Source organism: Stappia sp., assembly GCF_048268045.1.
GTDB lineage: Bacteria > Pseudomonadota > Alphaproteobacteria > Rhizobiales > Stappiaceae > Stappia.
On sequence record NZ_JBLWWG010000016.1, the window covers coordinates 24,242 to 50,204 of the forward strand.

The 25,963-nt window shown below is 66.1% G+C and carries 22 protein-coding genes; 14 read left to right on the plus strand and 8 right to left on the minus strand.

All coding sequences use genetic code 11. The annotated features are described in order from the left end of the window. Window positions 1–15: 15 nt before the first annotated feature. From ACN0WF_RS18670 to ACN0WF_RS18685, 4 genes are all read right to left on the minus strand, one after another. Window positions 16–447, minus strand: a complete 432-nt coding sequence (locus ACN0WF_RS18670; RefSeq protein ID WP_417774274.1) for a DUF4864 domain-containing protein — start codon at window positions 445–447, stop codon at window positions 16–18. Window positions 448–515: 68 nt separating this feature from the next. Next, window positions 516–1,715 (minus strand): lytic murein transglycosylase, encoded by a 1,200-nt coding sequence (locus tag ACN0WF_RS18675; RefSeq protein ID WP_417774275.1) that lies wholly within the window; start codon window positions 1,713–1,715, stop codon window positions 516–518. An 83-nt stretch (window positions 1,716–1,798) separates the two neighbouring features. Beyond that, a complete protein-coding gene (locus tag ACN0WF_RS18680) occupies window positions 1,799–3,943 on the minus strand; it encodes a putative bifunctional diguanylate cyclase/phosphodiesterase (protein WP_417774276.1) in 2,145 nt (714 codons plus the stop codon). Between the two features lie 4 nt (window positions 3,944–3,947). After that, on the minus strand, window positions 3,948–4,508 hold the full coding sequence (locus ACN0WF_RS18685; protein ID WP_417774277.1) for a hypothetical protein: 561 nt from the start codon (window positions 4,506–4,508) through the stop codon (window positions 3,948–3,950). Between the two features lie 240 nt (window positions 4,509–4,748). Between ACN0WF_RS18685 and ACN0WF_RS18690 the strand changes: the two genes are divergently transcribed. From ACN0WF_RS18690 to ACN0WF_RS18705, 4 genes are read left to right on the plus strand one after another with little or no spacing between them, the layout of a single operon-like run. Continuing rightward, window positions 4,749–5,882: a fatty acid desaturase gene (locus ACN0WF_RS18690; protein WP_417774278.1), complete on the plus strand. Its 1,134-nt coding sequence runs from the start codon at window positions 4,749–4,751 to the stop codon at window positions 5,880–5,882. Between the two features lie 57 nt (window positions 5,883–5,939). Then, window positions 5,940–6,923 (plus strand): HlyD family secretion protein, encoded by a 984-nt coding sequence (locus ACN0WF_RS18695; RefSeq protein ID WP_417774279.1) that lies wholly within the window; start codon window positions 5,940–5,942, stop codon window positions 6,921–6,923. Beyond that, entirely contained in the window at window positions 6,920–9,700 is a 2,781-nt protein-coding gene (gene rbbA / locus ACN0WF_RS18700) for a ribosome-associated ATPase/putative transporter RbbA (RefSeq protein ID WP_417774280.1), read from the plus strand. The genes ACN0WF_RS18695 and rbbA overlap by 4 nt, the downstream gene beginning before the upstream one ends. A 1-nt stretch (window position 9,701) precedes the next feature. After that, window positions 9,702–10,832, plus strand: coding sequence for an ABC transporter permease (locus ACN0WF_RS18705; RefSeq protein WP_417774281.1), 1,131 nt, complete (start codon window positions 9,702–9,704; stop codon window positions 10,830–10,832). Window positions 10,833–10,865: 33 nt separating this feature from the next. Here the strand turns inward: ACN0WF_RS18705 and ACN0WF_RS18710 are convergent, their stop codons facing one another. Both ACN0WF_RS18710 and ACN0WF_RS18715 read right to left on the minus strand, forming a co-directional pair. After that, the gene (locus tag ACN0WF_RS18710; RefSeq protein ID WP_417774282.1) at window positions 10,866–12,170 is read right to left on the minus strand and encodes a four-carbon acid sugar kinase family protein; all 1,305 of its coding nucleotides are present in this window, start codon (window positions 12,168–12,170) and stop codon (window positions 10,866–10,868) included. Continuing rightward, the gene (locus ACN0WF_RS18715) at window positions 12,170–13,426 is read right to left on the minus strand and encodes a ribulose-bisphosphate carboxylase large subunit family protein (RefSeq protein ID WP_417774283.1); all 1,257 of its coding nucleotides are present in this window, start codon (window positions 13,424–13,426) and stop codon (window positions 12,170–12,172) included. The genes ACN0WF_RS18710 and ACN0WF_RS18715 overlap by 1 nt, the downstream gene beginning before the upstream one ends. A gap of 109 nt (window positions 13,427–13,535) precedes the next feature. Between ACN0WF_RS18715 and ACN0WF_RS18720 the strand changes: the two genes are divergently transcribed. The 4 genes from ACN0WF_RS18720 to ACN0WF_RS18735 all read left to right on the plus strand — a co-directional run bounded on the left by ACN0WF_RS18720 (window position 13,536) and on the right by ACN0WF_RS18735 (window position 17,939). Further along, window positions 13,536–14,360 (plus strand): phosphogluconate dehydrogenase C-terminal domain-containing protein, encoded by an 825-nt coding sequence (locus tag ACN0WF_RS18720; protein WP_417774284.1) that lies wholly within the window; start codon window positions 13,536–13,538, stop codon window positions 14,358–14,360. 160 nt (window positions 14,361–14,520) lie between these two features. Next, window positions 14,521–15,243, plus strand: a complete 723-nt coding sequence (locus ACN0WF_RS18725; RefSeq protein ID WP_417774312.1) for a transcriptional regulator NanR — start codon at window positions 14,521–14,523, stop codon at window positions 15,241–15,243. Window positions 15,244–15,313: 70 nt separating this feature from the next. Beyond that, window positions 15,314–16,375 (plus strand): tartrate dehydrogenase, encoded by a 1,062-nt coding sequence (locus ACN0WF_RS18730; RefSeq protein WP_417774285.1) that lies wholly within the window; start codon window positions 15,314–15,316, stop codon window positions 16,373–16,375. Between the two features lie 106 nt (window positions 16,376–16,481). Beyond that, the gene (locus ACN0WF_RS18735) at window positions 16,482–17,939 is read left to right on the plus strand and encodes an aldehyde dehydrogenase family protein (protein ID WP_417774286.1); all 1,458 of its coding nucleotides are present in this window, start codon (window positions 16,482–16,484) and stop codon (window positions 17,937–17,939) included. A gap of 105 nt (window positions 17,940–18,044) precedes the next feature. Here ACN0WF_RS18735 and ACN0WF_RS18740 read toward each other — a convergent pair whose 3' ends face one another. Beyond that, window positions 18,045–18,818, minus strand: coding sequence for a FadR/GntR family transcriptional regulator (locus ACN0WF_RS18740; RefSeq protein ID WP_417774287.1), 774 nt, complete (start codon window positions 18,816–18,818; stop codon window positions 18,045–18,047). A gap of 198 nt (window positions 18,819–19,016) precedes the next feature. Between ACN0WF_RS18740 and ACN0WF_RS18745 the strand changes: the two genes are divergently transcribed. The 4 genes from ACN0WF_RS18745 to ACN0WF_RS18760 all read left to right on the plus strand — a co-directional run bounded on the left by ACN0WF_RS18745 (window position 19,017) and on the right by ACN0WF_RS18760 (window position 22,650). After that, window positions 19,017–20,000, plus strand: a complete 984-nt coding sequence (locus ACN0WF_RS18745) for a TRAP transporter substrate-binding protein (RefSeq protein WP_417774288.1) — start codon at window positions 19,017–19,019, stop codon at window positions 19,998–20,000. Between the two features lie 70 nt (window positions 20,001–20,070). Beyond that, window positions 20,071–20,589, plus strand: coding sequence for a TRAP transporter small permease (locus tag ACN0WF_RS18750; RefSeq protein WP_417774289.1), 519 nt, complete (start codon window positions 20,071–20,073; stop codon window positions 20,587–20,589). After that, the gene (locus ACN0WF_RS18755) at window positions 20,586–21,863 is read left to right on the plus strand and encodes a TRAP transporter large permease (RefSeq protein WP_417774290.1); all 1,278 of its coding nucleotides are present in this window, start codon (window positions 20,586–20,588) and stop codon (window positions 21,861–21,863) included. The genes ACN0WF_RS18750 and ACN0WF_RS18755 overlap by 4 nt, the downstream gene beginning before the upstream one ends. A 37-nt stretch (window positions 21,864–21,900) precedes the next feature. After that, window positions 21,901–22,650 (plus strand): glucose 1-dehydrogenase, encoded by a 750-nt coding sequence (locus tag ACN0WF_RS18760; protein ID WP_417774291.1) that lies wholly within the window; start codon window positions 21,901–21,903, stop codon window positions 22,648–22,650. 79 nt (window positions 22,651–22,729) lie between these two features. Here ACN0WF_RS18760 and ACN0WF_RS18765 read toward each other — a convergent pair whose 3' ends face one another. Continuing rightward, a complete protein-coding gene (locus ACN0WF_RS18765) occupies window positions 22,730–23,866 on the minus strand; it encodes a citrate synthase/methylcitrate synthase (RefSeq protein WP_417774292.1) in 1,137 nt (378 codons plus the stop codon). 86 nt (window positions 23,867–23,952) lie between these two features. On the opposite strand from ACN0WF_RS18765, the gene ACN0WF_RS18770 reads away from it, so the two are divergent. Together ACN0WF_RS18770 and ACN0WF_RS18775 are read left to right on the plus strand one after the other, a co-directional pair. Then, entirely contained in the window at window positions 23,953–25,167 is a 1,215-nt protein-coding gene (locus tag ACN0WF_RS18770) for a citrate/2-methylcitrate synthase (protein WP_417774293.1), read from the plus strand. Between the two features lie 139 nt (window positions 25,168–25,306). Beyond that, window positions 25,307–25,906 carry a LysE family translocator gene (locus ACN0WF_RS18775; protein ID WP_417774294.1) on the plus strand — a complete coding sequence of 200 codons (600 nt, stop codon included), beginning with the start codon at window positions 25,307–25,309 and terminating at the stop codon, window positions 25,904–25,906. Window positions 25,907–25,963: the final 57 nt, after the last annotated feature.

The window sequence follows — 25,963 nt, forward strand, 5'->3', positions numbered from 1 at the left end:
GCCCGCCGGTATGCGTTACGCAGAGGCACCTGGAGAGGTTGTGAGCACGCAGCCGGAAATTTTCCAGCTCCCGTCCGCCTGCTGCTCGAAGCTGTAGAGCGCCAGCCATTCCTTGCCGTCCGCGCCCGTGAGGTAGACCTCCTGCACGGGGCCGTCTGCGTTCTGTCGCAGACGACCGAAGCTCACCGATCCCGGCTGATAGACCGGCGGATATCCGCGCTTCACCATATCGATGAAACGATCCGGCGTCGGGAACAGGCGGCGGATATCGGGGGCGGCGAAGCCATAGGCGCGCTCCGCGTCGCCAGCTCGGAACGCCGCAATCTGGCCTTCGACAAGGCCACGCAGCACCGTGCCGTCCTGTGCAAGCGCCGGGCGTGTCGGCAAGACGAGGGCGAGGAGACACAAAGCAGCGAGGACCATGGACAGGTGGCGGGCAGGGCGCATGGGTGACCTCCTTGAAGACGTTGCGTCACCTTTTCTACGCCCGATGCCCCTGCCTGGATGTCTCGGTCCTAGAGGCGGTTGAGAAGTGCCGCCGTGGGCCAGCCATCGGCCGGGATTCCGAGGCGAAGCTGTTCCGCGCGAACGGCGGCGCGGGTGCCGGACCCCAGGATCCCGTCGACCTTGCCGACGTCATGTCCGCGCGCGGCAAGCTTCTCCTGAAGCTGTCGCATCTCGCCATCCGAAAGACCGGGCTCCGGGTTGCCTGCGTCATAGCGCGGCGCACCGGCCAGCCGGGTCGCGAAATAGGCGGCCGATGTCGTGTAGACGAAGGACTGGTTCCACTCGAGATAGACGTTGAAATTGGGATAGGCGAGGAAGGCCGGTCCCTTGCGCCCCTGCGGCAGGATGAGAGCCGCTGGCAGCGTAGCGGACGGCAGTGCGCCGGAACGGGCGGAAACGCCGAGGCCGGCCCAGTCGCCGACGGTCATGTCGAAGGTGAGCCCGGTCTTCTCCCAGGGAAGGTTGCCCGGCAGGCGGACCTCCTGGAGCCAGGGCTCGCCACGCCGCCAGCCAAGGCTGTTGATGAAATGCGCGGCGGTCAGGATCGTGTCGGGCGCGCTTGCCTTGAGATCGACGTGGCCGTTGCCGTCGCCGTCGACGCCATAGCGGATGATATCCTCGGGCAGCATCTGCACCTGCCCGATCTCGCCGGCCCAAGCGCCGGTGGTGCGCGCCGGGTCGAGATCGCCGTGCTGAACCATCTCGATGGCCGCGAGGAGTTGCGGGCGGAAGAGATGCGGGCGGCGGCAGTCGTGAGCAAGGGTGGCGAGCGCATTGACGGTGTTGAAGTCACCCTGAACCGCGCCGAAGTCGGTTTCCAGCCCCCAGAACCCGGTGATCACCGGCGCGGGCACGCCGTAGTCCCTTTCGGCGCGCTGGAAGGCGCTGGCATAGGCCTTCATGTTCTTTGCGCCATGCGTCAGCCGGTAGCCGGAGACCGAGCGCTTGGAAAAGGTCAGGAAGTCCTGCTTGAAGACGCCCTGGGCCCGGTCGCGCGACAGAACCTTCTTGTCGATGCGCGCGCCCGAGAGCGTTGCCCGGATCGCCGTATCGGGCCGGCCGGCGGCCCTCGCCTCTGTCGCAACCCCTTGCAGGAAAGCGTTGAAGTCGCCGCCACACGGCGTCGCGGCCGCCGCCGGTGCTGCGGCAAGCCCGAGGGTCGCGGCGATCAGCAGGGGGACGGAGAGTTTGGCGGAAGATGCGGGCATGACCGGTTCCTGTGTGATTCCCTAGCGGCAAGTCGCAAGGGCGATCATGGCGGATTGGGGGCGGCGATCAAGGCCGGGTTTCTTCAGCCCGCGAGAACCGCGCGCCCGCTGTTCCGCATCCGTGCGATGATCTGGTCGATGGACAACGCCCCTCCAAAGAGCGGTCCCTCGCCGAACCGGCAGCCGCGCTCGAGCAGGAACTTGCGCTGCGCCTCGGTCTCGATGCCCTTGGCGATAATGTCGATGCCGAGCCCGTCGGCAATGCCCAATGTTCCCTCGATGATGACCTCCGAGGAGCGGTCCGTGCCGATGCCGCCGACGAAGGCGGCCGGAAGCTTCAGTTCGTTGATCTCGTAATCCTGCAATTGCTGGAGAGAGCTGTACCCTTGCCCGAAATTGTCCATCGAGATGCGCAGGCCCGCCTTCGCGAGGCCGCGGACGTTCTCGCGGATGATGTCGCCGCCGCGTGAGACGAAAATGTCGCCGCGGAGATCGAGTGTCAGCAGCTCCGTGAGCTTGGGGAACTCGGCCGTCCTGTGGGCGAAGTCCTCGAGCATGCCGGGCATGGAGAGCGTTGTCGGGTCACCCTTGAAGATGAGGCGAACGGGGTCGATGCCCTCGCGCAACTGTCTCTTCATGTTCTCGACCGCCTGGCGGAAGATCTCGAAAGCGAAGTCGCGCTTGAGGCTGAAGTGTTCCAGCCTGTGCTCGAACTGCTCTCCGGTCTGGATGCCGCCGTCCGGCCTCTTCCATACAGGGTGCGCCTCGAAGCTCACGACGTTGCCCGTGCCCAGGCAGACGACGGGCAGGTATTGTAGCTGGAATTCGTGACCGGCAATCGCCCGCTCCAGCTCCTTGCGGTCGTGGAGGTCCAGATATCTCTTCGTCATGTCGGGCGTGTAGCGGACAAAGGACTGCTGACGCTGTTCCTTTGCCAGATACATCGCCTGATCGGCGGCAAGCACTAGCTCCTCGGGCCCGCCCTCGACATCGGCGGCGCACACCACGCCGATGCTTGCTCCGACGTTCAAGGTTCCCTGCATGTATTCGATCGGCTCGGCGATTGCCGCCAGGACGCGCCGGGCCAGGGTCTCGGGGGAACCGAACGCCACCACGGAGGGGAAGAGAAGCCCGAATTCGTCGCCACCCAGACGCGCCACCAGATCGCCATGGCGAACGAGATCGGTGAAGCGTTTCGCCAGTTCCACGAGCACTGCGTCGCCGGCGCCGTGGCCATAGGCATCGTTGATCGGCTTGAAGCCGTCGAGATCGATCAGCAGGTAGACGAGGTTGCCGCGTCCGCGCCGGTCACCGGCGAACATATGCGCCAGAAAGGCGTCGAAGGCGGGACGGTTCGCCAGACCGGTGAGCCCGTCGTGGGTCGCGGCATGCTCGAGTTCGGCCTGTTTGACGACCCGGTCTTCCGCGAGTTGGCGGTTCTCGAGCATCGCGATCTGCAGGTCGCGAACCGAGTGGGCGATGCTGCCGATCTCGTCGCGCCGCCGTGTCCAGGGGACGCGACGGGTCAGGTCTCCCTGCTTGAGGCCTCTGATTGTTGCGACGAGGTCGGAGATCGGCTGCATGATCGCGCGCGCGGCTGCGATGCTGATCGCGGTTGCGATCAGTCCTGTCAGGACGGCGATCGCCAGAAACTCGTGGGACAGGCGGTCGGCGTGCTTGTTGGCCAGACTTGCCCCGGTCGCGAAACGCTCTGAGGCAATCCGCGCGATATGCGCCGCCTGCCGTTCGATGTCGCGGTTCTTTCGGTCGCCGCCGCGGATGGAGAGAATGCCGAGGTCCGGGTCCTTCAGGATAAGAAGCAGCGTTTGCCCCGCGTTGTAGCGATAGGACCTGAAGACCTCGAGAAGGGCGAGGGAGCCGGGCAGTTCGGCCTTCACCAGTTCGACGATATGCGTCTCCACGCGCTGCAGATTATACTCGACGGTCCGCAGGATGTTCTCGATCTCCTGGCCGGTGACGCCGATCCTCCTCCATGTCGCAAGCTGGTAGAGGTTCGATTCGACATCCGCCAGGTGATACGAGACCGCGTAGGCACGCTCCACGACCGGCACCAATTCGTTGTAGTTCGAGACGATTGCGGAGCGCTGGTCGCGCAGCGTCTGCCAGGCGATGAACGTCAGGGACAGGAGCGTTACCAGCGTGATCAGGGACGCTGCCGTGACCTTCGCCAGAATCGACCAGTCGGAGAATTTGAACAGACGAAACAAGTCGCTATCCGTCCTTGTCCTCAAAGGCGCCGGCACAGAGGACCCGGACCTGATCGCTCAGCATGAAGCAGGTGTGATATCCGAAGGCCGATTGGCGCGTCACCGGATGAAGATAGCGGATCATGAAGATTTTCTCCCCGCTTCCGTTTGCGGACTTCCTGGCAAGTTCGGACCAGTAGCGACCGTCGATGTCGGTCGCTTCCGAAACATTGATTCCCACAAGATTCGGGTGCCCGGCGTCGAACCAGCTCCTGCCGGCACGCGTCACGCCCCAAAGATGCAGGCCGTTGGCCTGGCGCGTCCACGGCGGTGCGCCGAAATCCGCGATGGCCTGCGTGTCGCCGACATTCTCGATGTGCCAGCGCGCGAGATCCGCCAGCAGCGTCACGTCTTGCTCCAGCGCCTGGCTGTCGGAGCCGGACGCGCCCGCATGCAGATCGTCGATTTTCCGCGCGACCTCGGCCGGGGAAAGCCGGGGTTCCGTTGCCTGTGAAGCCAGGGCCGGGGCGAAGCCGGCGACGCCGACCCAGGCTGCCGATGCCACCATTCGGGCCGCATAGTGCATCTCGATCATCCTCAAACAGTCACGTTACGGTAGCAGGCAGTCATGAACCTGCATTTAAAATGGAAGTTCAGAAAGTGATTCTCCATGATTTTCGGGAGGCTGCGCGTTGAGCGGTTGAGTATTTCACTCATTTGCAACTGCGGCGCGTTGCCCGCTTGCTTTGCTCGGCTCAGTCCTGAATATGGGTTGACGAAGACAGGTATCCAGCTGGGAACGCTGAAACAGGTGGTCGGAGGCTTAATGACAGCGGACGCGGCAGGACGGATCGGAGCGGGCGCACCGGAGGCGGAGGCGTCCTTGGGCGGCGTGTCGCCGCAGGCGCGGCGGCATCTGCAGATGCGCAAGGACGCGCTTGCCGTTCATCCCGCCCTACGCAAGCTCGCAGGCCCCGACCGGCGCACCGCCTTCGCCATACCCGTGCTGCTTGGTCTGCACTGGACGATGGCCTGGTACGTTTCCGACACGAACCTCCTGGTCGTCTTCCTCGCCGCGTTCTTCTTCGGTCAGTTCGTCATTCATGCGACTGGCGCGCTGGTCCATGAGACCGCGCACCGGCTCGTGTTCAGGGGAGACCGCGCCAAGCTCGCCTTTGACCTTGGACTGGAGACGATCCTCGCCTCCTTCGGCAAGCAGCTCACCTATCAGCACGAGCACCTGTCGAGCCATCATCCCTACATGGGCGACTACGAACGCGACTACGAGCACGAGGACCTGTGCGCCTTCAAGGCGCGCGAGATGGTGGTCCAGGGGCGGCCGCGCCTTCAGAGAGTGCTGACGGTGGCAACGCTTGTCGTCCACCTGTTGCCCTTCGGCTTCATCATCTCCGACGAGATCTTTCCGCGCGTCTATCGCCGTTTGAGCGGCCATGTGACCGGCGACCGGGAGCGTCATATCGATGCGACGCGGCCGCCGCTTTGGCAGAAGCGGCTGTTCATCGCCTGGTCGCTCGGTGTCAACCTCGTGTTATTCCTGCTGTTCGGCGTCCTGGGCTGGCTCTACCATAACTGGGCCCTGTCGATCTTCCTCGGCAAGTGCGGTATCAGCAATCTGGGTCAGTCGCTGTCCGAGCATCCGGGCGATGACGCGGAAACGCCGACGCGCTCGACGTACGGCTGGGTCAACCGTTTCCTCTTCAACACCGGCTATCACAACGAACATCACACCTTTCCCAATGTCGCTTGGAGCCAGTTGCCCGAACTGACGCGGAAGGCTCCGGACGTGTTCAGCGCGCGTGCCGAGAAGTCCTATCTCGGTTACTGGTGGGAGCATGTCACCCGCGACTTCAAGACATCGCGACGCAATCCGCTGCAGCAGCAGGACCAGGAAGCGCGTTGTCCGAGGACGGATGCGCGCGGGATCGGCGCTGCGGAGTGAGTTGGCCGGGCTCATGCCTCCGGCAGAACATCCAGGCCTGATCAGGCGGGAGCAGGAATGACCAAGACACAGTGGTTCGTCGGAGCCCTTCTGGCCGTCGTCGCCGGCGCGGGTGGCTATGCGATCTGGCAGCGGCTCGCCGAGCCGACGCTGCCCGACGGCATCGTCCAGGCGAATGGCCGCATCGAGGCCGAGCGTATCGACGTCTCCGCCAAGACGGCGGGACGTGTCGCAGAGGTGCTTGTGAAGGAAGGGGACTGGGTCGAAAAGGGCGTGCTGATCGCCCGCCTCGACACCTCCGAGATCGACGCCCAGATCCAGCAGGCGGAGGCGCAGGTGCGCCAGGCCACTCAGCAGAAGCGCCAGAACGAGGCGCTGCTGAACCAGCGCAAGTCCGAACTCGAATACGCCAGGCAGGAGTTCGACCGGGTCTCGCAGCTCGCCGACCGCGGCCACGCCACCCGCCAGCAGGCCGACAACCAGCGCATGGTTCTGGCCACCGCCCAGGCCGGCGTTTCGGCGGCGGAGGCCGGGATCGACCTGGCGGAGGCGACGATCTCGTCGGCCCGCGCGTCGCTCGACAGGCTGAAGAGCGTGCGCGACGACACCCTTCTCACCGCACCGCGTTCGGGGCGGGTGCAATACATTCTTGCCAACGCCGGCGAGGTCGTCGGCTCCGGCGGAAAGGTCCTCACGCTGACGGACCTGACCGACGTCTATATGACCGTCTTCCTGCGCGCCGCCGACGCGGGGCGCCTTGCCATCGGCGCCGATGCCCGTCTCGTCCTCGACCCGGTGCCGGAATACGTGATCCCGGCGCGGGTGACCTTCGTCTCCAGTTCGGCCCAGTTCACGCCGAAGACGGTGGAAACCTCCGATGAGCGCGCCAAGCTGATGTTCCGGGTGCGGCTCGGCATCCCCGAGGACCTGCTCGCGAAGTACCAGAACCATGTCAAGGCCGGCGTCGCAGGCATGGGATACGTGCAGATATCATCCACCGCCGAATGGCCGGACTGGCTGGCGGTGAAGCTGCCGAAATGAGCCAAAACGCGGTCGCATCGGTTCGCGGGCTGACCCACCGTTTCGGCGAGACGGTGGCGGTCGACGGGGTCACGCTCGACGTGCCGGCCGGCTGCATGGCCGGGCTGATCGGCCCCGACGGCGTCGGCAAGTCGACGCTGATGTCGCTTCTCTCCGGCGTCCGCCGTATCCAGGACGGGTCTGTCGAGGTGCTCGACGGCGACTTGCGAGAGCGGGCACACCGGCGCACCTGCAGCAATCGCATCGCCTACATGCCGCAGGGCCTGGGCCGCAATCTCTATCCGACGCTGACCGTTTTCGAAAATCTCGACTTCTTCGGCCGCCTCTTCGGTCAGGACGCAGCCGAGCGCCGGCGCCGGATCGATGATCTCCTGCGGGCGACCGGGCTCGACCCGTTCCCGGACCGCCCCGCCGGCAAGCTCTCGGGCGGCATGAAACAGAAGCTCTCGCTGTGCTCGGCGCTGATCCATGATCCCGATCTTGTCATTCTCGATGAGCCTACGACCGGCGTCGATCCGCTGTCGCGCCGCCAGTTCTGGGACCTGATCGACCGCATTCGCGCCGATCGGCCGGGCATGAGCGTGCTTGTCGCCACCGCATACATGGAGGAGGCTGAGCGGTTCGACTGGCTGGCGGCCATGTCGGACGGCAAGGTCATCGCCACTGGCACGCCGGCGGAAATCCGAGACAACGCCGGTGCCAAGACACTGGAAAGCGCCTTCATCGCAATGCTGCCGGAAGCCGTTCGCAAGGAGCACCGGGAGGTTGTCGTGCCGCCGCCGATCGAGCACGACGGTCCGCCGGCGATCGAGGCGCGTGGGCTGACCCGCCGGTTCGGCGACTTCACCGCCGTCGACCATGTCGATTTCCGCATCGCCCGGGGCGAGATCTTCGGATTCCTCGGCTCCAACGGCTGCGGCAAGACGACGACGATGAAGATGCTGACCGGCCTTCTCCCGGCAAGCGAGGGTGAGGCGCTTCTGTTCGGCGAAACGCTCGACGCCCGCGACATGGCGACACGAAGCCGCGTTGGCTACATGTCCCAGTCGTTCTCGCTCTACAGCGAGTTGAGCGTGTCACAGAACCTCGATCTTCACGCCCGGCTCTACCAGTTGCCGCAGGAAAGCCGCGCCGCGCGGATCGCCGACGTGCTCGAGCAGTTCGACCTCACCGACGACAGGAACGCCCGGCCCGAGGATCTTCCGCTTGGCGTTCGCCAGCGGCTCCAGCTTGCCGTCGCCGTGCTGCACGGGCCCGAGATCCTGATCCTCGACGAGCCGACATCGGGCGTCGATCCGGTGGCGCGCGACGGGTTCTGGCGTCATCTCATCGACCTGTCGCGCAAGGATGGCGTGACCATCTTCATCTCGACCCATTTCATGAGCGAGGCGGAGCGCTGCGACCGCATTTCGCTGATGCACGCGGGCAAGGTGCTGGCGGTCGGGCGTCCCCAGGAGATTGCCGACAAGCGCGGCGAGGGCAATCTCGAAGACGCCTTCATCACCTATCTGAAGGAGGCGGAGGGGGCTCCGCAGGCCCCCGCCGACACCGCGCCGGCGCGCCCCGACGTCGCGGAGGCCGCCGCCGCCCCGGTCTCGGCAACGGCCGCGGGGCAGGGGGCAAAGGTTTCCCGCGCGCGCGGGTTCCGCTTTTCGCCGGCGCGCATGTGGGCGCTGGCGCGGCGCGAGGCGACGGAGATCGTGCGCGACCGCTTGCGGCTCGCCTTCGCGCTGCTCGGGCCGCTGCTGATGATGTTCACCTTCAGCTACGGCATTTCCTTCGACGTCGAGAACCTCGGCTATGCGGTCGCCGATTACGACAGGTCGCGCGAAAGCCGCGAGTTGCTCGAGGGGTTCGCGGGGGCCCGCGTCTTTGAAGAGAAACCGGCGGAGGCCGGCGACACCAGGAGCCTGGAGGATCGTCTGCGCGCGGCGGAAATCGTCTTCGGCGTCGAGATCCCCTCGGGCTTCGGGCGGGAACTCCTCAGCGGCCAGACGCCCGAGGTGCATATTTCCGTCGATGGCGGAATGCCGTTCCGCGCCGAGACGACGCGCGGCTACCTGCAAGGGGTGGCGAGCACCTATCTCGCCGACCAGATGGAACGTTCGACCGGCGACCCGGCGACGCTATCGCCCGTCTCCGTCGAGACCCGCTTCCGCTACAACCAGTCCTTCGAGAGCGTCATCGCCATGGTGCCTTCGGTGATCATGCTGATGCTGGTGCTGATCCCGGCGATGACGGCGGCTGTATCAGTCGTGCGCGAGAAGGAGACAGGGTCCATCGCCAACTTCCACGCGACCCCGGTGACACGGACGGAGTTCATCCTCGGCAAGCAGATTCCCTATGCCGTGCTCGCCTTCTGCAGCTTCCTGATGCTCCTGCTTGCCGCCGTTACCGTCTTCAACGTTCCCGTCTCAGGCTCGCTCGCTGTGCTCTGCCTCGGCTCGGCGCTCTATGTGATCGCGACCACGGGCTTCGGCTTCGTCATCTCCACGGTCACCCGCTCGCAGGTCGCCGCGACCTTCGCCGCCGCGATCCTCGCCATCATTCCGGCGGTCAATTTCTCCGGCCTGCTCGTTCCGGTCTCCTCGCTGACCGGATCCGGCCGGGTGATCGGGCTCGCCTTTCCGGCCGTCTGGTATCAGCAGATCAGCGTCGGCGCCTTCACCAAGGGGCTGGGGCTCGCCACGCTCTGGCCGAACCTTTTCGCGCTTGGCGGCTTCTCCGTGCTCTTCGCGGTGATCGCCATCGCGGCGCTGTCGAAACAGGAGCGCTGACATGCGCCGCTGGATCGCCAACACATTCCGCCTCGGCGTCAAGGAACTCAGAAGCCTGTGGGCCGACCCCTCGCTGGTCATCCTGATCGTCTATGTGTTCACGGTCGCGATCTACTCGGTGGCCACGGGCGCGAAGCTCGAGGTTGCCAATGCCTCGGTCGCCTATGTCGACTTCGATCGTTCGGCTGTTACCGACCGCATCGTCGGCGCGATCCTGCCACCGAACTTCAAGGCGCCGATCGAGATCTCGCCCGACGACGTCGATCCGGCGATGGCCACGGGCGACTACGTTTTCGTGCTTTCCTTCCCGCCGCGCTTCGAGGCGGATCTGCTGCGCGGGCGCGTGCCGGAGGTTCAGCTCAATGTCGACGCCACCGCCATGGCCCAGGCGGGCAACGGCGCGGCCTTCCTGCAGCAGATCATCCGCGACGAGGCGGCCAGGTTTCTCTCCGGCGAGGACAGCGCCGGCTCGACGCTTCCCATCGATTTCGTGGTGACGTCGCTGTTCAATCCCAATCTCGACACGGTGCGCTTCTCGTCGGTGATGCAGGTGATCAACAACATCACCATCCTCGCCGTGTTGCTGACCGGCGCCGCGCTCATCCGCGAGCGCGAGCACGGCACCATCGAGCATCTCCTGGTGATGCCGGTGACGCCGTCGCAGATCATGGTGGCGAAGATCTGGGCCAACGGCCTGGCCATCATCGTTGCCGCGCTTCTGTCGCTCGCCATTGTGGTGCGCACACTGATGGGCGTCGAGGTGAGCGGGTCGATGCCGCTCTTCGCCTTCGGTGCGGTGATCTACCTTGTCTCGATGACCGGGCTCGGCATTCTCTTGGCCACGTTCACCACATCGATGCCTCAGTTCGGCCTGCTCGCGATGCCTGCGCTGGTGATGATGAACCTTCTGTCCGGCAGCACGACGCCAATGGAGAGCATGCCGGTGCTGCTCCAGGACATCATGCAGGTGGCGCCCTCGACCCATTTCATCGCCTTCGCGCAGGCGATCCTCTATCGGGGCGCGGGAATTCTCACCGTCTGGCCGCAGATGCTTGCCATGGCGGTGCTCAGCGCGGTCTTCTTCGCCATCGCGCTGCGACGCTTCCGCGTCACCATGGCAAGCCTGAGGTAGGCGGCTGCGTCGGCAAGCCCCCCGGCGCTTGCATCAGGCCGCCGCCAGCCGTCCGTCGCGCAGCCGCGCGAAATAGTCGTCGGTTCCGATCTGGCCACCCTTCAGGGCAATCTCGAAACGCGGCCCGCTCGCATCATGCGCGGTGCACAGCGGAGAACCGGGGCTGTCGGGGATCGGGTGGCGCAGGGTCAGGGCGTCGATCCCGAGAACGCCGATGGCATGGCTCGAGGTGTCACCGCCGGCGATGATGATCCGTCGAAGCGCGTGACGCTCCTGCAGGCACGACAGAACCTGGCCCAGCGCCGCGCCGACGGCGGCGTCCGCGCCATCCACCGGCGCTCCGCTTTCCGCGCCGAGTGCCGTATGGACCAGCGGGCTTCGGCCCTCGCCAACCGCCGACGATCCGGCGGAAATCGCGGCCTCGACCGCCGCCTCGCGGCCTTCGCCGGTGGCAAGCGCCCGGTAGTCGATGGGGATTGGCGCAAAGCCGCATGCCGCCGCGGTCTCGATCTGGCGGGCGGTGGTCGGCGAGCAGCTTCCCGAGACGACGGCCGTCGTCGGAACGGCGTCGGGTGCCGCGATGCCGGCGGGCCCGACATGCTCGCCGCGCGCCTGCCAGGCAGAAAGCAGTGCATATTCAACGCCCGATGATCCGACGAGAAAACGGTCGCCGGCCTCTGCGGTACGTTCCAGCACGTCTGCCGCGGCAAGCTGTGTCGCGGTATCATGCACGTCAACGAGCGCCAGACGGGTTTCCTCCGCAAGGCCGGCGTCCCATGCGCGGTCGCCGAAGCCGATGAGCTGCGAGGCAAGCCCGGTCTGGGCGGCGAGGTGGACGAGGAGGTCGGCCTCCCTCATCGGGGTCGCCGGATGGCGGGACATCACCGGATGCCGGTCGATGCGGAAGACCGAATCGCGATAGCCGGCGAAGAGCTGGCCGGCAAATGTGTAGCGGCGAAGCTGCGGCGCGCCGACCACCACATGGGCGCGGTGCTGGCCGAAGGCGGCAAGCCCCAGTTCCGTCGCCCGCCCGATGTTGCCGCGCCCGGGAGCGCTGTCGAAGGTGGAGCAGACCTTGTAGTGGCAGAAGTGCGCGCCAAGCGACTTGAGCCAGCCGTAGATGGGGGGAAGCTCGCGGTCCATCCAGTCCGGCGACTGGCTGCGGCTGGTGCCGGCAAGCCCGACCGCGCGGCAGTGGCCGAAGGCCGCCAAACGCTCGGGCGCGGGCAGCCTGGTGAAGAGCACGGTCTCGATGCCGCGCGCGGACAGCGCCTCCATCACGTCGGTGGAGCCGGTGAAGTCGTCGCCATAGAAGCTGACAAGCAGGTCGGACCGCATCAGCGCCTGTCCTTGAAGAGCGAGAGTGCGGCGGCGAGTTCGCCGTGGTCGCGGGCATAGTCGTCGATGGGAATGCCGGCCATCGCGGCCTCGGCTGCCTGACGCAGGCTCATGACCCCGGCCGCCGTGCCGCCGGGGTGGCCCATGATGCCGCCGCCGGCGCAATAGAGAAAGTCCTCGGTGCCCACCGCCGCGAAGGTAGGGGCCATTTGCGCCGCCGTCTGGCCGGAGGAAAAGACCGGCATAGCCGCGAAGGACGGGGCGTCGCCGCCGAAAAGCGGCGTGCCCACGGCCTTTGCCGAGGCGATCACCGAGGCATCGCTCTCGGAAAACTTGTTGGCGAGCCCGTTGACGTGCAGATGGTCGGCGCCGGCCAGCCGCCAGAACTTCTGCCAGGCCACATAGGAAACGCCGATGTCGGGCGAGCGGGAGAACAGGCCCCAGCCGTTGCGGTGGCAGTGGAGCGGCAGCGAAACATGGCGGCGGATGGCACCGAGCCCGGCCAGGCCGAGGGAATGCAGGCTCACCATCACGCAGGTTCCGCCCGCCGCCTGCACGTAGTCGGCGTTGCGCTTCATCTCGTCGATTTCGCCGGTGATGTTGAAAGCCACCATCGCCTTGCGTCCGACCCGCTGCGCCCGGTCGTTGACGACGCGCATGACTGCGTCGACACGCGCCTGAAGCGGGCAATGCGGGCCGTTGCCCTGCAATTCGTCATCCTTGATGAAGTCGATGCCGCCATCGATGAGATCGCTCACCATCGCCGCCGTTTCCTCCGGCGACAGGCCGACGCTCGGCTTGATGATGGTGCCGATCATCGGCCGCCCCTCGACGCCGGCAAGACGCCGGGTTCCCTCGACGCCGAAGGCCGGCCCCGCATAGGCCTCTGCGAAGGCTGGCGGGAAGGTGACGTCGAGAAGGCGAAGCGCGGAGACCTCGGCGAGTTCGAAGAGATTGCCCGCGACCGTCGCCAGCACGTTGGTCAGCGACGTGCCCATGTTGTCGAGCGGCCAGGAGAGCGTGACCTCGCCGCGGGTGTAGGTGTCGGATGACTTGCGGCAGGGCAGGGAGGGCGTCGACGAAGTGCCGGTCACGGTCAGCGCCTCGATGCGCGCCCCGGAGCGTTCGCGCAGCGCATCCGTCTCGCCGGGCAGGCGCATGAAGGTGCCGCAGGACTGCTCGCCGGCGATCACCTCCGCCGCACGCTCCAGTTCCAGCGGACTTTCAAGCTCGTACCGCGCCTGCAATCGTTCCATCGTCGCGCCTCCTCCCGGCAGTCGTCTCGTTCGGGTGAATATCACCTCATCATACCAGTTGACAACCTGATCCTGTTCCGCGAATGATCGCCGAAACGGAGGAACACCCATGAAGATTGCTTTGCTCGGCGCCGGCGGAAAGATGGGCGTGCGTCTCGCCACGAACCTCAAGGGTTCGGCCTATGACGTGGCGCATGTGGAAATCAGCGAGGCCGGGCAGGCGCGCCTCAGGGACGTTCTCGGCGTTGATTGCGTCGACCTCGACCAGGCGCTCGACGGCGCCGGCGCGGTCATTCTCGCCGTGCCCGACACGGCGATCAAGGCGATTGCCGCAAATGTCGTGCCCCGGGTCGCGCCCGGCACCATCGTCATGGCGCTTGACGCGGCCGCGCCCTTCGCCGGCCACTTCCCCGAACGCGACGACATCACCTATTTCGTGTCTCACCCCTGCCACCCGCCGATCTTCAATGACGAGACCGATATGGCCGCCAAGCGCGACCACTTCGGCGGCGTCGCCGCGAAACAGGCCATCGTCAGCGCCCTGATGCAGGGGCCGGATGAGCATTATGCCGTGGGCGAGGCGATCGCCAGGACGATCTACCAGCCGATCCTGCGCTCGCACCGCGTGACCGTGGAGCAGATGGCGATCCTGGAGCCCGGCCTTTCGGAGACTGTCTGCGCGACGCTGCTCGTGGTGATGAAGGACGCGATGGAGGAGGTCGTGCGTCGCGGCGTCGACCGCACGGCTGCCCGCGACTTCCTGCTCGGGCATCTCAACATCCTCGGTGCCGTGGTCATGGGCGAGATCGACGGAGCCTTCTCGGACGCCTGCAACAAGGCGATCGCCAACGGCAAGCCGCGGCTGATGCGCGACGACTGGCTCGGCGTGTTCGAGCCGGAGGAGATCGCCGCGAGCATTCGCGCCATCACCTGAGCCGATCGCCGCCGCAGTTGCTATCGGACAGGCTCACCTGATACCTAGATCCGGCGGCTGCGGCCCCTTGGGAAGGCTGCCCGGCATGGTCCGGGCGGCCGCGCCTTGAGCGGGACGGCGAGGCGAGCGGGAGGGCAATATGCAAAGGCGCGAAGCGGCGATGGGAGAGGGCGGCAAGATCGTCCGCAGAAAGCTGTCGGATCAGGTTCTCGAGCGCCTGCTCGAGATGATCACCAGCGGCGAGCTCGCACCGGGTGAGCTGATGCCCTCCGAGCGCGACCTGATGGAGCGTTTCGGCGTCGGCCGTCCGGCTGTGCGCGAGGCGCTCCAGTCGCTCGACACCATGGGGCTCATCAGCATTTCCCATGGCGAGCGCGCCCGCGTCGCCGCCCTGTCGGCCGAGACGGTGATGCGCCAGATCGACGGTGTCGCCCGGCTGCTGCTCTCCACCTCGCCCGACAGCCTTGCCCACCTGAAGGCCGCCCGCCGCTTCTTCGAGATCGGCATGGTGCGCACCGCGGCGGCAAAGGCGCGGCCCGGGGACATCGCCGACCTGCGAGAGCTTGCCGCGCGCCAGCGCGCCAGCCTTGGCGACGCGGAGGCCTTCATCGCCGCCGACATCGCCTTTCATCGGCGCATCGCCATGCTCTCGGGCAACCCGATCTTCGTGGCCGTGAGCGACGCCATGCTCAACTGGCTCTTCAACTATCACGCCGACGTTCTCATCTGGACCGGGGCGGAGACCACGACGCTGAACGAGCACGACCGGATCCTCGACTGTCTCGCCGCCGGTGACGCGGATGGCGCGGCGGAGGCGATGGGACGGCACCTGGACCGCTCCGCCGGGCTTTATTTGCATCACGAAGAGGCTCAAAAGAAGTAAGACTAGTTTACTCGCGGTGGCGGATTGCGCTAAATGGCTGCTGGATCAACCATGCAGTCGGGAGAACGTCATGGGGAGGAATTACAGCATCGCCGTCATCGCAGGTGATGGCATCGGCAAGGAAGTCGTGCCGGAGGGGCAGCGCGTCGTCGAGGCCGCCGCCAAGCGCTTCGGCTTCACGGTCGACTGGACCGGATACGACTGGAACTGCGATTACTACGAGCGTCACGGACGCATGATGCCGGAAGACGGCGTCGAGCAGGTGCGCGACAAGGATGCGATCTTCCTGGGCGCCGTTGGCTGGCCGAGTGTGCCGGATCACATTTCCACCTGGGATCTGATCCTGCGTCTGCGCCGCGAGCTCAACCTCTATGTTGCCTTGCGTCCGGCGCGGCTGTTGCGCGGCATCACCTCGCCGCTGGTCGGCCGCACCGCCAAGGACATCGACTTCGTCATCGTGCGCGAAAATTCGGAGGGAGAATATTCCTCCGTCGGCGGCATGCTCTACCAGGGCACGCCGGAGGAGATGGTGATTCAGGAATCGGTGTTCTCGAAGCGCGCCACCGACCGGATCCTGCGCTACGCCTTTGAACTGGCGCGCACGCGGCGCAACAAGGTGTCGCTGGCCACCAAGTCGAACGGCATCAAGATCGGCATGCCCTATTGGGACGACCGCTTCGCCGCGATTGCCGCCGAATATCCCGATGTTGCGCACGACAAGTACCACATCGACATCCTGACGGCGAATTTCGTCAATCATCCCGACTGGTTCGACGTCGTCGTCGGGTCTAACCTGTTTGGCGACATCCTGTCGGACCTCGGTCCGGCGGTCGCTGGCAGCATCGGGATCGCGCCGTCGGGCAACATCGATCCGTCGAAGGCCAACCCCTCGATGTTCGAGCCCGTTCATGGTTCTGCGCCCGACATCGCCGGCAAGGGCATCGCCAATCCGATTGGCCAGATCTGGGCCGGCGCGATGATGCTGGAGCATCTCGGCGAACTCGAGGCCGCGCGCGCCATCGAGGCCGCCATCGAGACGGTTCTCGGCGACGGCGGGCCGCGCACGCGCGATCTTGGCGGCACGGCCGACACGGTCGAGGCCGGCAAGGCGATCGCCGACGCGCTCGGCTGAGCCCGACACCGCAACGAGAGGGTCCGGTCTCGGCCGGGCCCGTCAGGTTTTCTTGCGCCCGCGGCCGCATCGACCGCCGGCAATCGCGAACGGAAAGTGCAGACAAATGCTGGACAAGACTTCCATCACCGCCTTCGGCCACCTGATCAACGGCGAGATCGTCGATCGCGCCGACAAGGGCGGTATCGACGTTCTCGATCCTTCGACCGGAGCCGTCTTCGCCCGGTTGCCGCGCGGCGGACAGGCTGAGGTCGATCGCGCCGTCGAGGCGGCGCGCGCCGCCTATGAGGGCCCCTGGGGGGCGATGACGGCGACCGAACGCGGCCGCGTGCTGATGCGTCTTTCGGCGCTGATCCTCGACAACTTCGAGGACCTCGCCAAGCTCGAGAGCCTGGACACCGGAAAGCCGATGAAGCAGGCCCGTGCCGACATCACCGCGACGGCACGCTACTTCGAGTACTACGGCTCGGCCGCGGACAAGCACCACGGCGAAACCATTCCATATTCCAAGGGCATGACGGTCATGGCGCTGCGCGTGCCGCATGGCGTGACCGGCCACATCATCCCGTGGAACTACCCCTCGCAGATCTTCGGCCGCTCGGTCGGCGGCGCGCTTGCTGCCGGCAACGCCTGCGTCGTCAAGCCGGCCGAGGACGCCTGCCTGACGCCGCTCAAGATCAGCGAGCTGGCGCTTGAGGCAGGCCTCCCGGCCGGTGCGCTGAACATCGTTTGCGGGCTTGGCATGGAAGCCGGAGCGGCACTCGCCGCCCACGTCGGCATCAACCACATCTCCTTCACCGGCTCGCCGCAGACCGGCACGGCGGTCGCCAAGGCGGCGGCGGAAAACCAGATCCCGGTGACGCTCGAGCTTGGCGGCAAGTCGCCCCAGATCCTCTTCGAGGACGCCGACCTCGACGAGGCGCTGCCCGTCGTCGTCAACGCCATCGTGCAGAACGCCGGACAGACCTGCGCTGCCGGCAGCCGCGTGCTGATCCAGCGTTCGATCTACGACAAGGTGATGGCCGAACTGACCAGGCGGTTCTCCGCGCTCAAGACCGGCCCGGGTGCCGACGATCTCGATTGCGGCCCCATTATCAGCGCCAAGCAGCTTCAGCGCGTGACGATGCTGGTCGAAGCGGCTCTTGCCGACGGCGCCAAGGTCGTCGCGCGGGCGACGCTTGCCGACGGCGCGCCCAAGGATGGCTTCTACTATCCGCCGATGCTCGTCGACGGCGCGTCCCCGCAGAGCACGATTGCCCAGGATGAGGTCTTCGGGCCGGTGTTGGCCGCGTTCCCCTTCGAGGATGAAGCCGAGGCCATTCGTCTCGCCAATGCAACGCCTTACGGCCTGACGGCTTCGGTCTGGACCCGCGATGGCGGCCGCCAGATGCGCTGCGCGCATGCCATCGAGTCCGGCCAGGTCTTCATCAACAACTATGGCGCCGGCGGCGGCATCGAGCTGCCCTTCGGTGGCATGAAGCGGTCCGGCTATGGGCGTGAGAAGGCGTTCGAGGGCATGGTCAGCTTCACCACCATCAAGACCGTGGTGATGAAACACGGCTGACGCCAGGGCCGTTTCCTCGGAAAGGCCTTTCGAAACGACAGGGGCGGCGCCATGCGCCGCCCCTTTTTCGTTCGCTCTGTTTCGCAGGAAGCTCGGGCAGGGGGGTCAGAATTCGGTGCGGCTGCTCAGCATCCGGCTTCGGGCATGCTCGATGTGATTGCGCATCGCCCGCTTCGCCTTGGTCGCGGCGCCGGCCTCGATGTGCTCGAAGATCTCCCGGTGCTCGACGCGGACCGCGGCCGCACGCACCAGCGGCGGAAAGCGTGTCAGGAAGCGCATCAGGTTCACCGAGCGGGAGACGTCGTATTCCAGCGATTTCAGCGTCGCCACGATGCGCGGATTGCAGCTCGCCATGGCGACGGCCTCGTGAAACGCGTAGTCGTGGGCATGCAGGATCGAGTTCTTGTCGAGCGCCTCGTCATAGCGCTCAAGCGCCGTGTTCATGCGCTCGATGTCGGCGGGGCCGCGGCGTTGCGCGGCGAAATAGGCTGCCTGCGGCTCAACCAGAAGCCGCAATTCGATGCCGTTGAGAAGGTCGCCGATCCGCTCCAGCGCATCGCGGTCCTCGTCGCCCGCGCTCGCCTCCACCGGGGTCGAACTGACGGCGTTCTTGACGAAATTTCCAGAGCCCCGCACGGAGAAGACCAACCCGTCGGCGCGCAGCTTGTCGAGCGCCTCGCGCAGCACCGGGCGGGACACGTCGAACTCGCCGGCCAGGACATTTTCCGACGGCAGCTTGGTGCCGGCCGCGATCATGCCCGTCACGATGGCGTGAAACAGGTTCTCGTAGACCTTGTCGGCGAGCCGCTCGGCCTTGCTGTGTTGCAGTGCGCCGAAGGCGAAATCCGTCGGCCGTTGCGATGTTGCCGCCTTGTCCATGTCCAGGTCTTTCCGCCGGTGCCGAACGTGTTGCGCCCGCCGGGGCGGCAAGTCGGCTGACTGTCTCGCGGGCAGGCGAAGGTGTCGAATATGATCACCTTACAGCTTCTCATCAAGTTGTAAAATATATTGACTGGATAGGTGTCGGACGCCACACTCAAAGACAGGTGATCGAGTCACCGTGGGAGGAGATCTGATATGTTTCGCATCCGCAGTCTGGCGGCAGTGTCCGCCATTGCCATTTCCGTTGCCTTTACCGGTACGGCAATGGCGCAGACCGTCTTGAACTTCGCGCATTCCACTGCGCAGAATTCCCACTACAGCATGGGCGTGCAGGCCTTCGGCAAGAAGCTCGCGGAGCTGAGCGACGGCAAGTACGAGATCCGCGAGCAGGCCGCTGGCGCGCTCGGCGGCGAGCGCGACGTGATCGAGGGGCTGCAGATCGGCTCGGTCGAGCTGACCGTGTCCTCGACCGGCCCGCTCGGCAATTTCGTGCCCGAAGCGCTTGTCCTCGACCTGCCGTTCCTCTTCAAGGACTACGCCAACGCGCGCGCCATCCTTGACGGCCCGATCGGCCAGGAGCTGCTCGACAAGGTCAGCGAGAACAATCTCGTCGCGCTTGCCTGGTCGGAGAACGGCTTCCGCCACATCACCAACTCCAAGCATCCGGTCAACACGCCCGCCGACCTCGACGGGCTGAAGATCCGCACCATGGAGAACCAGGTGCACATGGAGGCGTTCCGCGCCGCTGGCGCCTCGCCGACGCCGATGGCCTTCCCGGAGGTCTTCGCGGCCCTGCAGCAGCATGTCATCGACGGTCAGGAAAACCCGATCCCGGTGATCACCGCGTCCAAGTTCTGGGAAGTGCAGGACAACCTGACGCTGACCGGCCACGTCTACTCGCCGGCGATCATCCTTGCTTCGCCGAGCCTGTGGGACGGTCTCTCCGACGAGGAGAAGGGCTGGTTCCGCGAGGCGGCCAAGGCTGGCGTCGCTGCGACCCGCGCCAAGGTCGAGGCCGATGAGGCAAACGGCGTCTCGCTGCTGCGCGAGCACGGCATGAAGGTCGTCGAGAAGGTCGATCAGGCGGCGTTCCAGAAGGCCGTCAGCCCGGCTTATGACACCTATGTCGCCAAGTACGGCGACACCATGCTGAAGCGCATTCAGGCCGCTCAGGAATAAGACCCACTCCACCGACGTTGTCCCCGGGGTGGCCCGCCTTGCGCGCGGTCACCCCGGCAGGAGTTCGTACATGCAATGGTTCCTAGGCCTCGAGCGCCGGATCACCCGCGTCGCTCTTGAATGCTCGATTGCGGCCCTCGCAATCATCGTCGCTCTCACCTTCTATCAGGTGGTCACGCGCTTCGTCTTCGATCACCCCTCTGCCTGGTCGGAAGTGGCGGCGCGATCGACGATGATGTGGATGGTGTTCATGGGGCTTGCAGCCGCGTTCCGCCAGGGCGTGATGATTGCGGTCGACTTCCTGCTCGACGTCTCGCCGCGGCCGCTGCGCAAGCTGCTCTTCATCGTCATCGGCATCGCCTCGCTCACCTTCCTCGGCCTGCTCATCTGGTACGGAACGGCGATGGCCTTGCGGGTGCAGCGCCAGAACCTGGCGGGGCTGGAGATCAGCATCGCCTGGGTCTATGCGGCGCTTCCCACGGGAGCCGCCTTCGCCGTGCCCGGCGTCATTGTCCGCCTGTTCCTCAATCTCACCGAGGAGAGGAACGAAGGGACCGACGAAATCAAGGATGTGGAGGGCCAGGTATGAACGCGGCTCTGGCCTTTTCGCTGCTAATTCTCTTTGCCGTTGCCGTTCCCATCGGTGTTTCGCTGGTGCTGGCCAGCGCCTTCGGCATCGCGTTGTTCTCGCATGTGCCGTTGCTGCTGGCCGTGCAGCGCATCTTCACCAGCATCGATTCCTTCCCGCTGCTTGCCGTGCCGTTGTTCATCCTGTCCGGCAACCTGATGGCCGCCGCCGGCATCTCGGAACGGCTCGTCGAGCTCGCCAAGTCGATGGTCGGCGGCATCCAGGGCGGGCTGGCCTGCACCTGCGTCGTGACCTGCATGATCTTCGCATCCGTGTCGGGATCATCCGTCGCCACCACCTTCGCCATCGGCGTCATCCTCATTCCGGCGATGGTCAAGCACGGCTATCCGATCGGCACCGCCGCCGCGATCCAGGCCTCGTCGGCCGAGCTTGGCGTGTTGATTCCGCCGTCGATCCCGCTCATCCTCTATGGCGTGGCGACGGAGACCTCCATCGGTCAGCTTTTCTTGGCCGGCATCGGCCCGGGCATCCTCGTCGCCGCCGCGCTCTTCATCTACCTGCTGGTGCTGTGCCGGGTGAAGGGCTACGGAAAGATGGATGGTGACGAGCGCAAGAGCTTCTTTCGTGCGCTGGTGCATGCGGGATGGGCTCTGCTGATGCCTTTGATCGTGCTCGGCGGCATCTATGGAGGCGTCTTCACGCCGACGGAAGCCTCTGCCATCGCCGTGGTCTATGCGCTCGCCGTGGGTGTGCTCGTCTATCGCACGCTGACGTTCGAGAAGATCTATGTGGCGCTGCGCAGCTCGGCCGTGTCGAGCACGGTGATCATGATCATCATTGCCGGCGCCGGGCTGTTCTCGTTCCTCGTCACCCGCAGCGGTCTTCCCTCGATCATCGCCGAATGGGTCAATGCCGTCTTCACCGACAAATACAGCTTCCTGATCGCGGTGAACGTGTTCCTGTTCTTCGTCGGCATGTTCATCGAGACTTCGGCGGCCATCCTCGTGCTCGCGCCGCTGCTCGCGCCCATCGCGGTGAGCTACGGGGTCGACCCGGTTCACTTCGGCCTGATCATCGTCGTCAATCTTGCGCTCGGCATGTTCACGCCGCCGGTCGGCGTCAATCTCTTCGCAGCCTGCGCCGTCGCCGGAATATCGATCCAGAAGATCATTCCGGCGCTGGTGCCCATGGTGCTCGTCGTCCTGGCCTGCGTTCTTCTGGTCACCTATGTGCCGATGATCTCGCTGGGCGCGGTCGAGCTGTTCTACAGGTGAGGGCAGAGGCCCGAGCCGCATCAGGAGTGAACTCAGAATGAAGCTTCAGGACAAGGTCGCGATCATCACCGGCGCCGGCGGCGGCTACGGCGAGGGCATTGCTCACTATTTCGCCGAGCAGGGTGCCAAGGTGCTTGTGGTCGACATCCGTGCCGACGCGGCCGAGAAGGTTGCCGCCGACATCGGCGCCAACGCCAGCGCGTTCAAGGCGGACGTGACCAGCGGCGATGACACCAAGGCCATGATCGAGGCCGCCATCGAGCGCTTCGGCAAGCTCGACATCATCATCAACAACGCCGGCACGACGCACAAGAACCAGTCGATGCTGCTTGTCGACGAGAAGACCTATGACAAGGTGTTCGACGTCAACGTGAAGTCGATCTACCACGCCGCCATGCACGGCGTTCCCGCGCTGGAGAAGAACGGCGGCGGCGTCATCATCAACATCGCCTCGACCGCCGGCGTGCGCCCGCGTCCGGGCCTGACCTGGTACAACGGCAGCAAGGGTGCGGTGATCGCCATCACCAAGTCGATGGCCGTGGAACTGGCCGACCGCAAGATCCGCGTCTGCGGCATCAACCCGGTGATGGGCGAGACCGGCCTGACCGACCAGTTCCTGCCGGGCGAGGATACCCCCGAGACCCGCGCCAAGATCGTCGCCGGCATTCCGCTCGGCCGCATGTCGCGTCCGCTCGACATCGCCAAGGCTTGCGGCTTCCTCGCTTCCGATGAGGCCGAGTTCGTCACCGGCGTCCTGCTCGAGGTCGACGGCGGCCGCTGCATCTGATTGTCGCCGCGCGGAACGCTACCTCCGCGCGACGTTGCCTGAGGGGCGGGTGGGCCGAAAACGGCTCCCCGCCCTTTTTTCATGCCTGGCGCGCGGCGGCAGCCTCCGGCATCGGGCCGACATAGCTGGACTGGGGGCGGATGAGACGGCCGGTCTTTTCCTGTTCGAGCACATGCGCCGTCCAGCCCGCCATGCGCCCCACCGCAAAGACATTGGTGAAGCTCTCACGCGGGAAGCCGACGGCTTCCAGGACCAGCGCGGTGTAGAATTCCACGTTGGTCTGTAGCGGGCGCAGAGGCTTCTTCCGTGCCAGAAGCGCCAGAGCTTCGCTCTCCACTTTCTCGGCAAAGCGAATGCGGGCGGCGTTCTCGCGAAGGTTGGAAACGACCGCCTTGAGGACATCCGCGCGCGGGTCGCGCACCCGGTAGATGCGGTGGCCGAAGCCCATCAGCCGCTCGCCGCGCGCCAGCGCATCGACGATCCACGGACGAATGCGGCTTTCCTCGCCGATTGCGTCCAGCATGTCGAGAACGGGGCCGGGCGCGCCGCCGTGCAGCGGCCCCTTCAGCGCGCAAAGGCCACCGACCACCGAGGAGAAGAGGCCCGCCCGGGTCGAGGTGATCACCCGTGCCGTGAACGTCGAGGCATTGAGCCCGTGATCCGCGACGGTCACGAGATAGGCGTCGAGGGCGTCGATCTTTTCCCGCGCCGCCGGAGTGCCGTGGAGCATTCGCAGAAGATCGGCGGAAAGGCTGAGCGCGGCGTCGGGGGCGACCGGCGGCGCACCGGCCCGGCGGCGCGCGATGGCTGCGGTAAAGACCGCCACGGCGGCGACGGCGACCACATGGTGCGGGGAACTTTCCTCATCGCCCAGCGCGGAAAGCAGCAGCCGCAAGGCCTCGACCTGCGACAGGCCGTCCGTTGCGGGAAGCAGTGGCAGGAGTTGCTGGTGGACCCTCACGCGCGCCTCGCCGAGCGCCGCACGCAGGGCGTTTCGGTCCATGGTCCCGGGCGCAAGATCCCGCCACAGCAGCGCCAGGACGGCCTCATAGCCCTGGCCGGCGATCTCCGCCAGCTCATGCCCGCGCACGACCAGCCGCCCGGCTTCTCCGTCTACGAAGCTCAGCATGGTTTCGGCGGCGATGACATCGTCAAGGCCGGGTGCCGGCGGCGCAACGGCCAGCGCCGGGGTGAGAAACTTGGCTTGATTGGTCATGGCAATCCTCCTGGTTGACACCGGCGAGGATGGCGGACGAGTATATATAGTCAATCTTGATTCAACCAATCAATCCATGTTGGACAATGCCCGGACAAGAGAAGTTCCTCAACGCGGAGGCGGCGGCCGGGGCGCTCGGTGTCAGCCGCGCGACCCTTTATGCCTATGTCAGTCGCGGCCTTGTGCGCACCGCGCCGGACCCGCGAAACCCGCGCAAGCGGCTCTACGATGTCCACGACATCGAGCAACTTCGGAAGCGCAAGACCGTTGGCCGGCGGCCGCGCGAGGTGGCGGCGACGACGCTGGACTGGGGGCTGCCGGTTCTGTCCTCGGGCATTTCGCTGATCGAGAATGGCCATCTCTTCTTTCGCGGGCGCGATGCCGCCGTCTGGGCGGAAGGAGCATCGCTCGAGGACACCGCCCGGTTGCTCTGGGGGTGCGGCGACCATGATCCCTTCGCCGCACAAGATCCCGACATTGCGCTTTGGAGCGACGAACTGAGGGCGCTGGCCTCACAGCTGCCGCTGACCGAGCGGTGCCAGGCGTTGCTGCCGTTCGTTTCCTCGGGCCGGTCGACGGCCTGGCAGCGCGACAGCCTGCGGCTGTGGCCGGGCGCGGCCGCCTTGTTGCGCGCCACCGTCGCTGCGGCCAGCGCGACCGCGCCCGGTACCGGGTGCGCGCACGCACATCTCGCCGCCGCCTGGGGGCTCGATGCCGAGGCCGCCGATATCGTCCGCCGTGCGCTGGTGCTGCTCGCCGATCACGAGTTGAATGCCTCCGCATTCGCGGCGCGCGTCGTTGCCTCGACCGGCGCCTCCCTGGGTGCCTGCCTCAACGCCGGCCTGTCGGCCTTGAGCGGCCCCTTGCATGGCGGCACCACCAGTCTGGTGGAAATCCTGCTGGAGGAAAGCGACGGCAAGGGGGATCCGGCGGCCGTGGTCGAGAGCAGGCTTCGGCGCGGCGAGGGCGTGCCGGGCTTCGGTCATCCGCTTTATCCGGACGGAGATCCAAGAGCCGCTGCGCTCCTCCCCCTGCTGCCGGAGGATGCAAGCCGGTCCGGGCTTGTCGCGGCCATGGCGGAAGCGACCGGAAAGTCGCCGAACATTGACTTCGCCCTGGTGTCGATCCGCCGCGCCTTCGACCTGCCGCCGGGCGCGGCTCTTGCCCTGTTCGCGGTCGGGCGAACCGTCGGCTGGATTGCCCATGCGCTGGAACAACGCACCGACGACAAGCTCATTCGGCCACGCGCCAGCTATGTCGGCCCGCCGCCGCCGCAGGACGGACCGGCCGCCGCCACCTAGCGCCGGACATGCCCGTGGCTCGGAGGCGGTCGTTGTTCCGCGAGATCGGGTCTGGCGTCTCGTGCTCGCGCTTGGCATGTTGTGGGCGTAAGCGCCTCGTCTCTTTCCCCAATGCGCTGTCCCGTGGAGACCACCGCCCATGGAGAATGATCTTCTGCTTCTGTGGCTCGCCGCCTTCCCGTTGATGGGAAGTCCGGGGCCGGCAACGCTCAGCCTCGCCGGTCTCGGCATCGCCTTCGGCTTTCGCGCCAGCTTGCGCTATCTGGCTGGCATTATTGCCGGAACGACGGCGGTACTGCTGCTGATCGCCACCGGCGTAACCGCGCTGGTGCTGTCGCAGCCCGTTCTGCTGGTGGGGCTCAGCGTGCTTGCCGCCGCCTATATCCTCTATCTCGCCTGGAAGATCGCCACCGCTCCCATCGGCCGCATCGCGGCGCGCGCCGAGCAGGCCCCAGCCTTCGTGCCGGGCTTCAGCCTCGCGGTGGCCAATCCCAAGGCCTTCGCCGCGATTGGTGCGGTCTACGCGGGCCACACGCTCGTCGCGCAGGACCTGAGGGCGGACGCCTTCGGCAAGCTCGCCGCGTTGGCCGTCGTCATCGTCATCGTCAACACGCTCTGGCTTGCCTTCGGCGCGACCTTCTCGAAAGCCCTGACCAACCCGGTCGTCGGCCGGGCGGTGAACATCGTCTTCGCGGTCATGCTGGTCGCCTCGGTGGGCTTCGCGCTTCTGGGGGGCTGACCCTTTCGCCGCAACCAGGGTCGGCCGGGGCCGTGTTTCGTCCGGGGCTGGGGCCGC

Excerpts from the sequence above, each read along its gene's own strand:
- ACN0WF_RS18670 (WP_417774274.1), bottom strand. The coding sequence starts at position 447 with ATGCGCCCTGCCCGCCACCTGTCCATGGTCCTCGCTGCTTTGTGTCTC.
- ACN0WF_RS18675 (WP_417774275.1), bottom strand. The coding sequence starts at position 1,715 with ATGCCCGCATCTTCCGCCAAACTCTCCGTCCCCCTGCTGATCGCCGCG.
- ACN0WF_RS18685 (WP_417774277.1), bottom strand. The coding sequence starts at position 4,508 with ATGCACTATGCGGCCCGAATGGTGGCATCGGCAGCCTGGGTCGGCGTC.
- ACN0WF_RS18690 (WP_417774278.1), top strand. The coding sequence starts at position 4,749 with ATGACAGCGGACGCGGCAGGACGGATCGGAGCGGGCGCACCGGAGGCG.
- ACN0WF_RS18695 (WP_417774279.1), top strand. The coding sequence starts at position 5,940 with ATGACCAAGACACAGTGGTTCGTCGGAGCCCTTCTGGCCGTCGTCGCC.
- rbbA (WP_417774280.1), top strand. The coding sequence starts at position 6,920 with ATGAGCCAAAACGCGGTCGCATCGGTTCGCGGGCTGACCCACCGTTTC.
- ACN0WF_RS18705 (WP_417774281.1), top strand. The coding sequence starts at position 9,702 with ATGCGCCGCTGGATCGCCAACACATTCCGCCTCGGCGTCAAGGAACTC.
- ACN0WF_RS18710 (WP_417774282.1), bottom strand. The coding sequence starts at position 12,170 with ATGCGGTCCGACCTGCTTGTCAGCTTCTATGGCGACGACTTCACCGGC.
- ACN0WF_RS18715 (WP_417774283.1), bottom strand. The coding sequence starts at position 13,426 with ATGGAACGATTGCAGGCGCGGTACGAGCTTGAAAGTCCGCTGGAACTG.
- ACN0WF_RS18720 (WP_417774284.1), top strand. The coding sequence starts at position 13,536 with ATGAAGATTGCTTTGCTCGGCGCCGGCGGAAAGATGGGCGTGCGTCTC.
- ACN0WF_RS18725 (WP_417774312.1), top strand. The coding sequence starts at position 14,521 with ATGGGAGAGGGCGGCAAGATCGTCCGCAGAAAGCTGTCGGATCAGGTT.
- ACN0WF_RS18730 (WP_417774285.1), top strand. The coding sequence starts at position 15,314 with ATGGGGAGGAATTACAGCATCGCCGTCATCGCAGGTGATGGCATCGGC.
- ACN0WF_RS18735 (WP_417774286.1), top strand. The coding sequence starts at position 16,482 with ATGCTGGACAAGACTTCCATCACCGCCTTCGGCCACCTGATCAACGGC.
- ACN0WF_RS18740 (WP_417774287.1), bottom strand. The coding sequence starts at position 18,818 with ATGGACAAGGCGGCAACATCGCAACGGCCGACGGATTTCGCCTTCGGC.
- ACN0WF_RS18745 (WP_417774288.1), top strand. The coding sequence starts at position 19,017 with ATGTTTCGCATCCGCAGTCTGGCGGCAGTGTCCGCCATTGCCATTTCC.
- ACN0WF_RS18750 (WP_417774289.1), top strand. The coding sequence starts at position 20,071 with ATGCAATGGTTCCTAGGCCTCGAGCGCCGGATCACCCGCGTCGCTCTT.
- ACN0WF_RS18755 (WP_417774290.1), top strand. The coding sequence starts at position 20,586 with ATGAACGCGGCTCTGGCCTTTTCGCTGCTAATTCTCTTTGCCGTTGCC.
- ACN0WF_RS18760 (WP_417774291.1), top strand. The coding sequence starts at position 21,901 with ATGAAGCTTCAGGACAAGGTCGCGATCATCACCGGCGCCGGCGGCGGC.
- ACN0WF_RS18765 (WP_417774292.1), bottom strand. The coding sequence starts at position 23,866 with ATGACCAATCAAGCCAAGTTTCTCACCCCGGCGCTGGCCGTTGCGCCG.
- ACN0WF_RS18770 (WP_417774293.1), top strand. The coding sequence starts at position 23,953 with ATGCCCGGACAAGAGAAGTTCCTCAACGCGGAGGCGGCGGCCGGGGCG.
- ACN0WF_RS18775 (WP_417774294.1), top strand. The coding sequence starts at position 25,307 with ATGGAGAATGATCTTCTGCTTCTGTGGCTCGCCGCCTTCCCGTTGATG.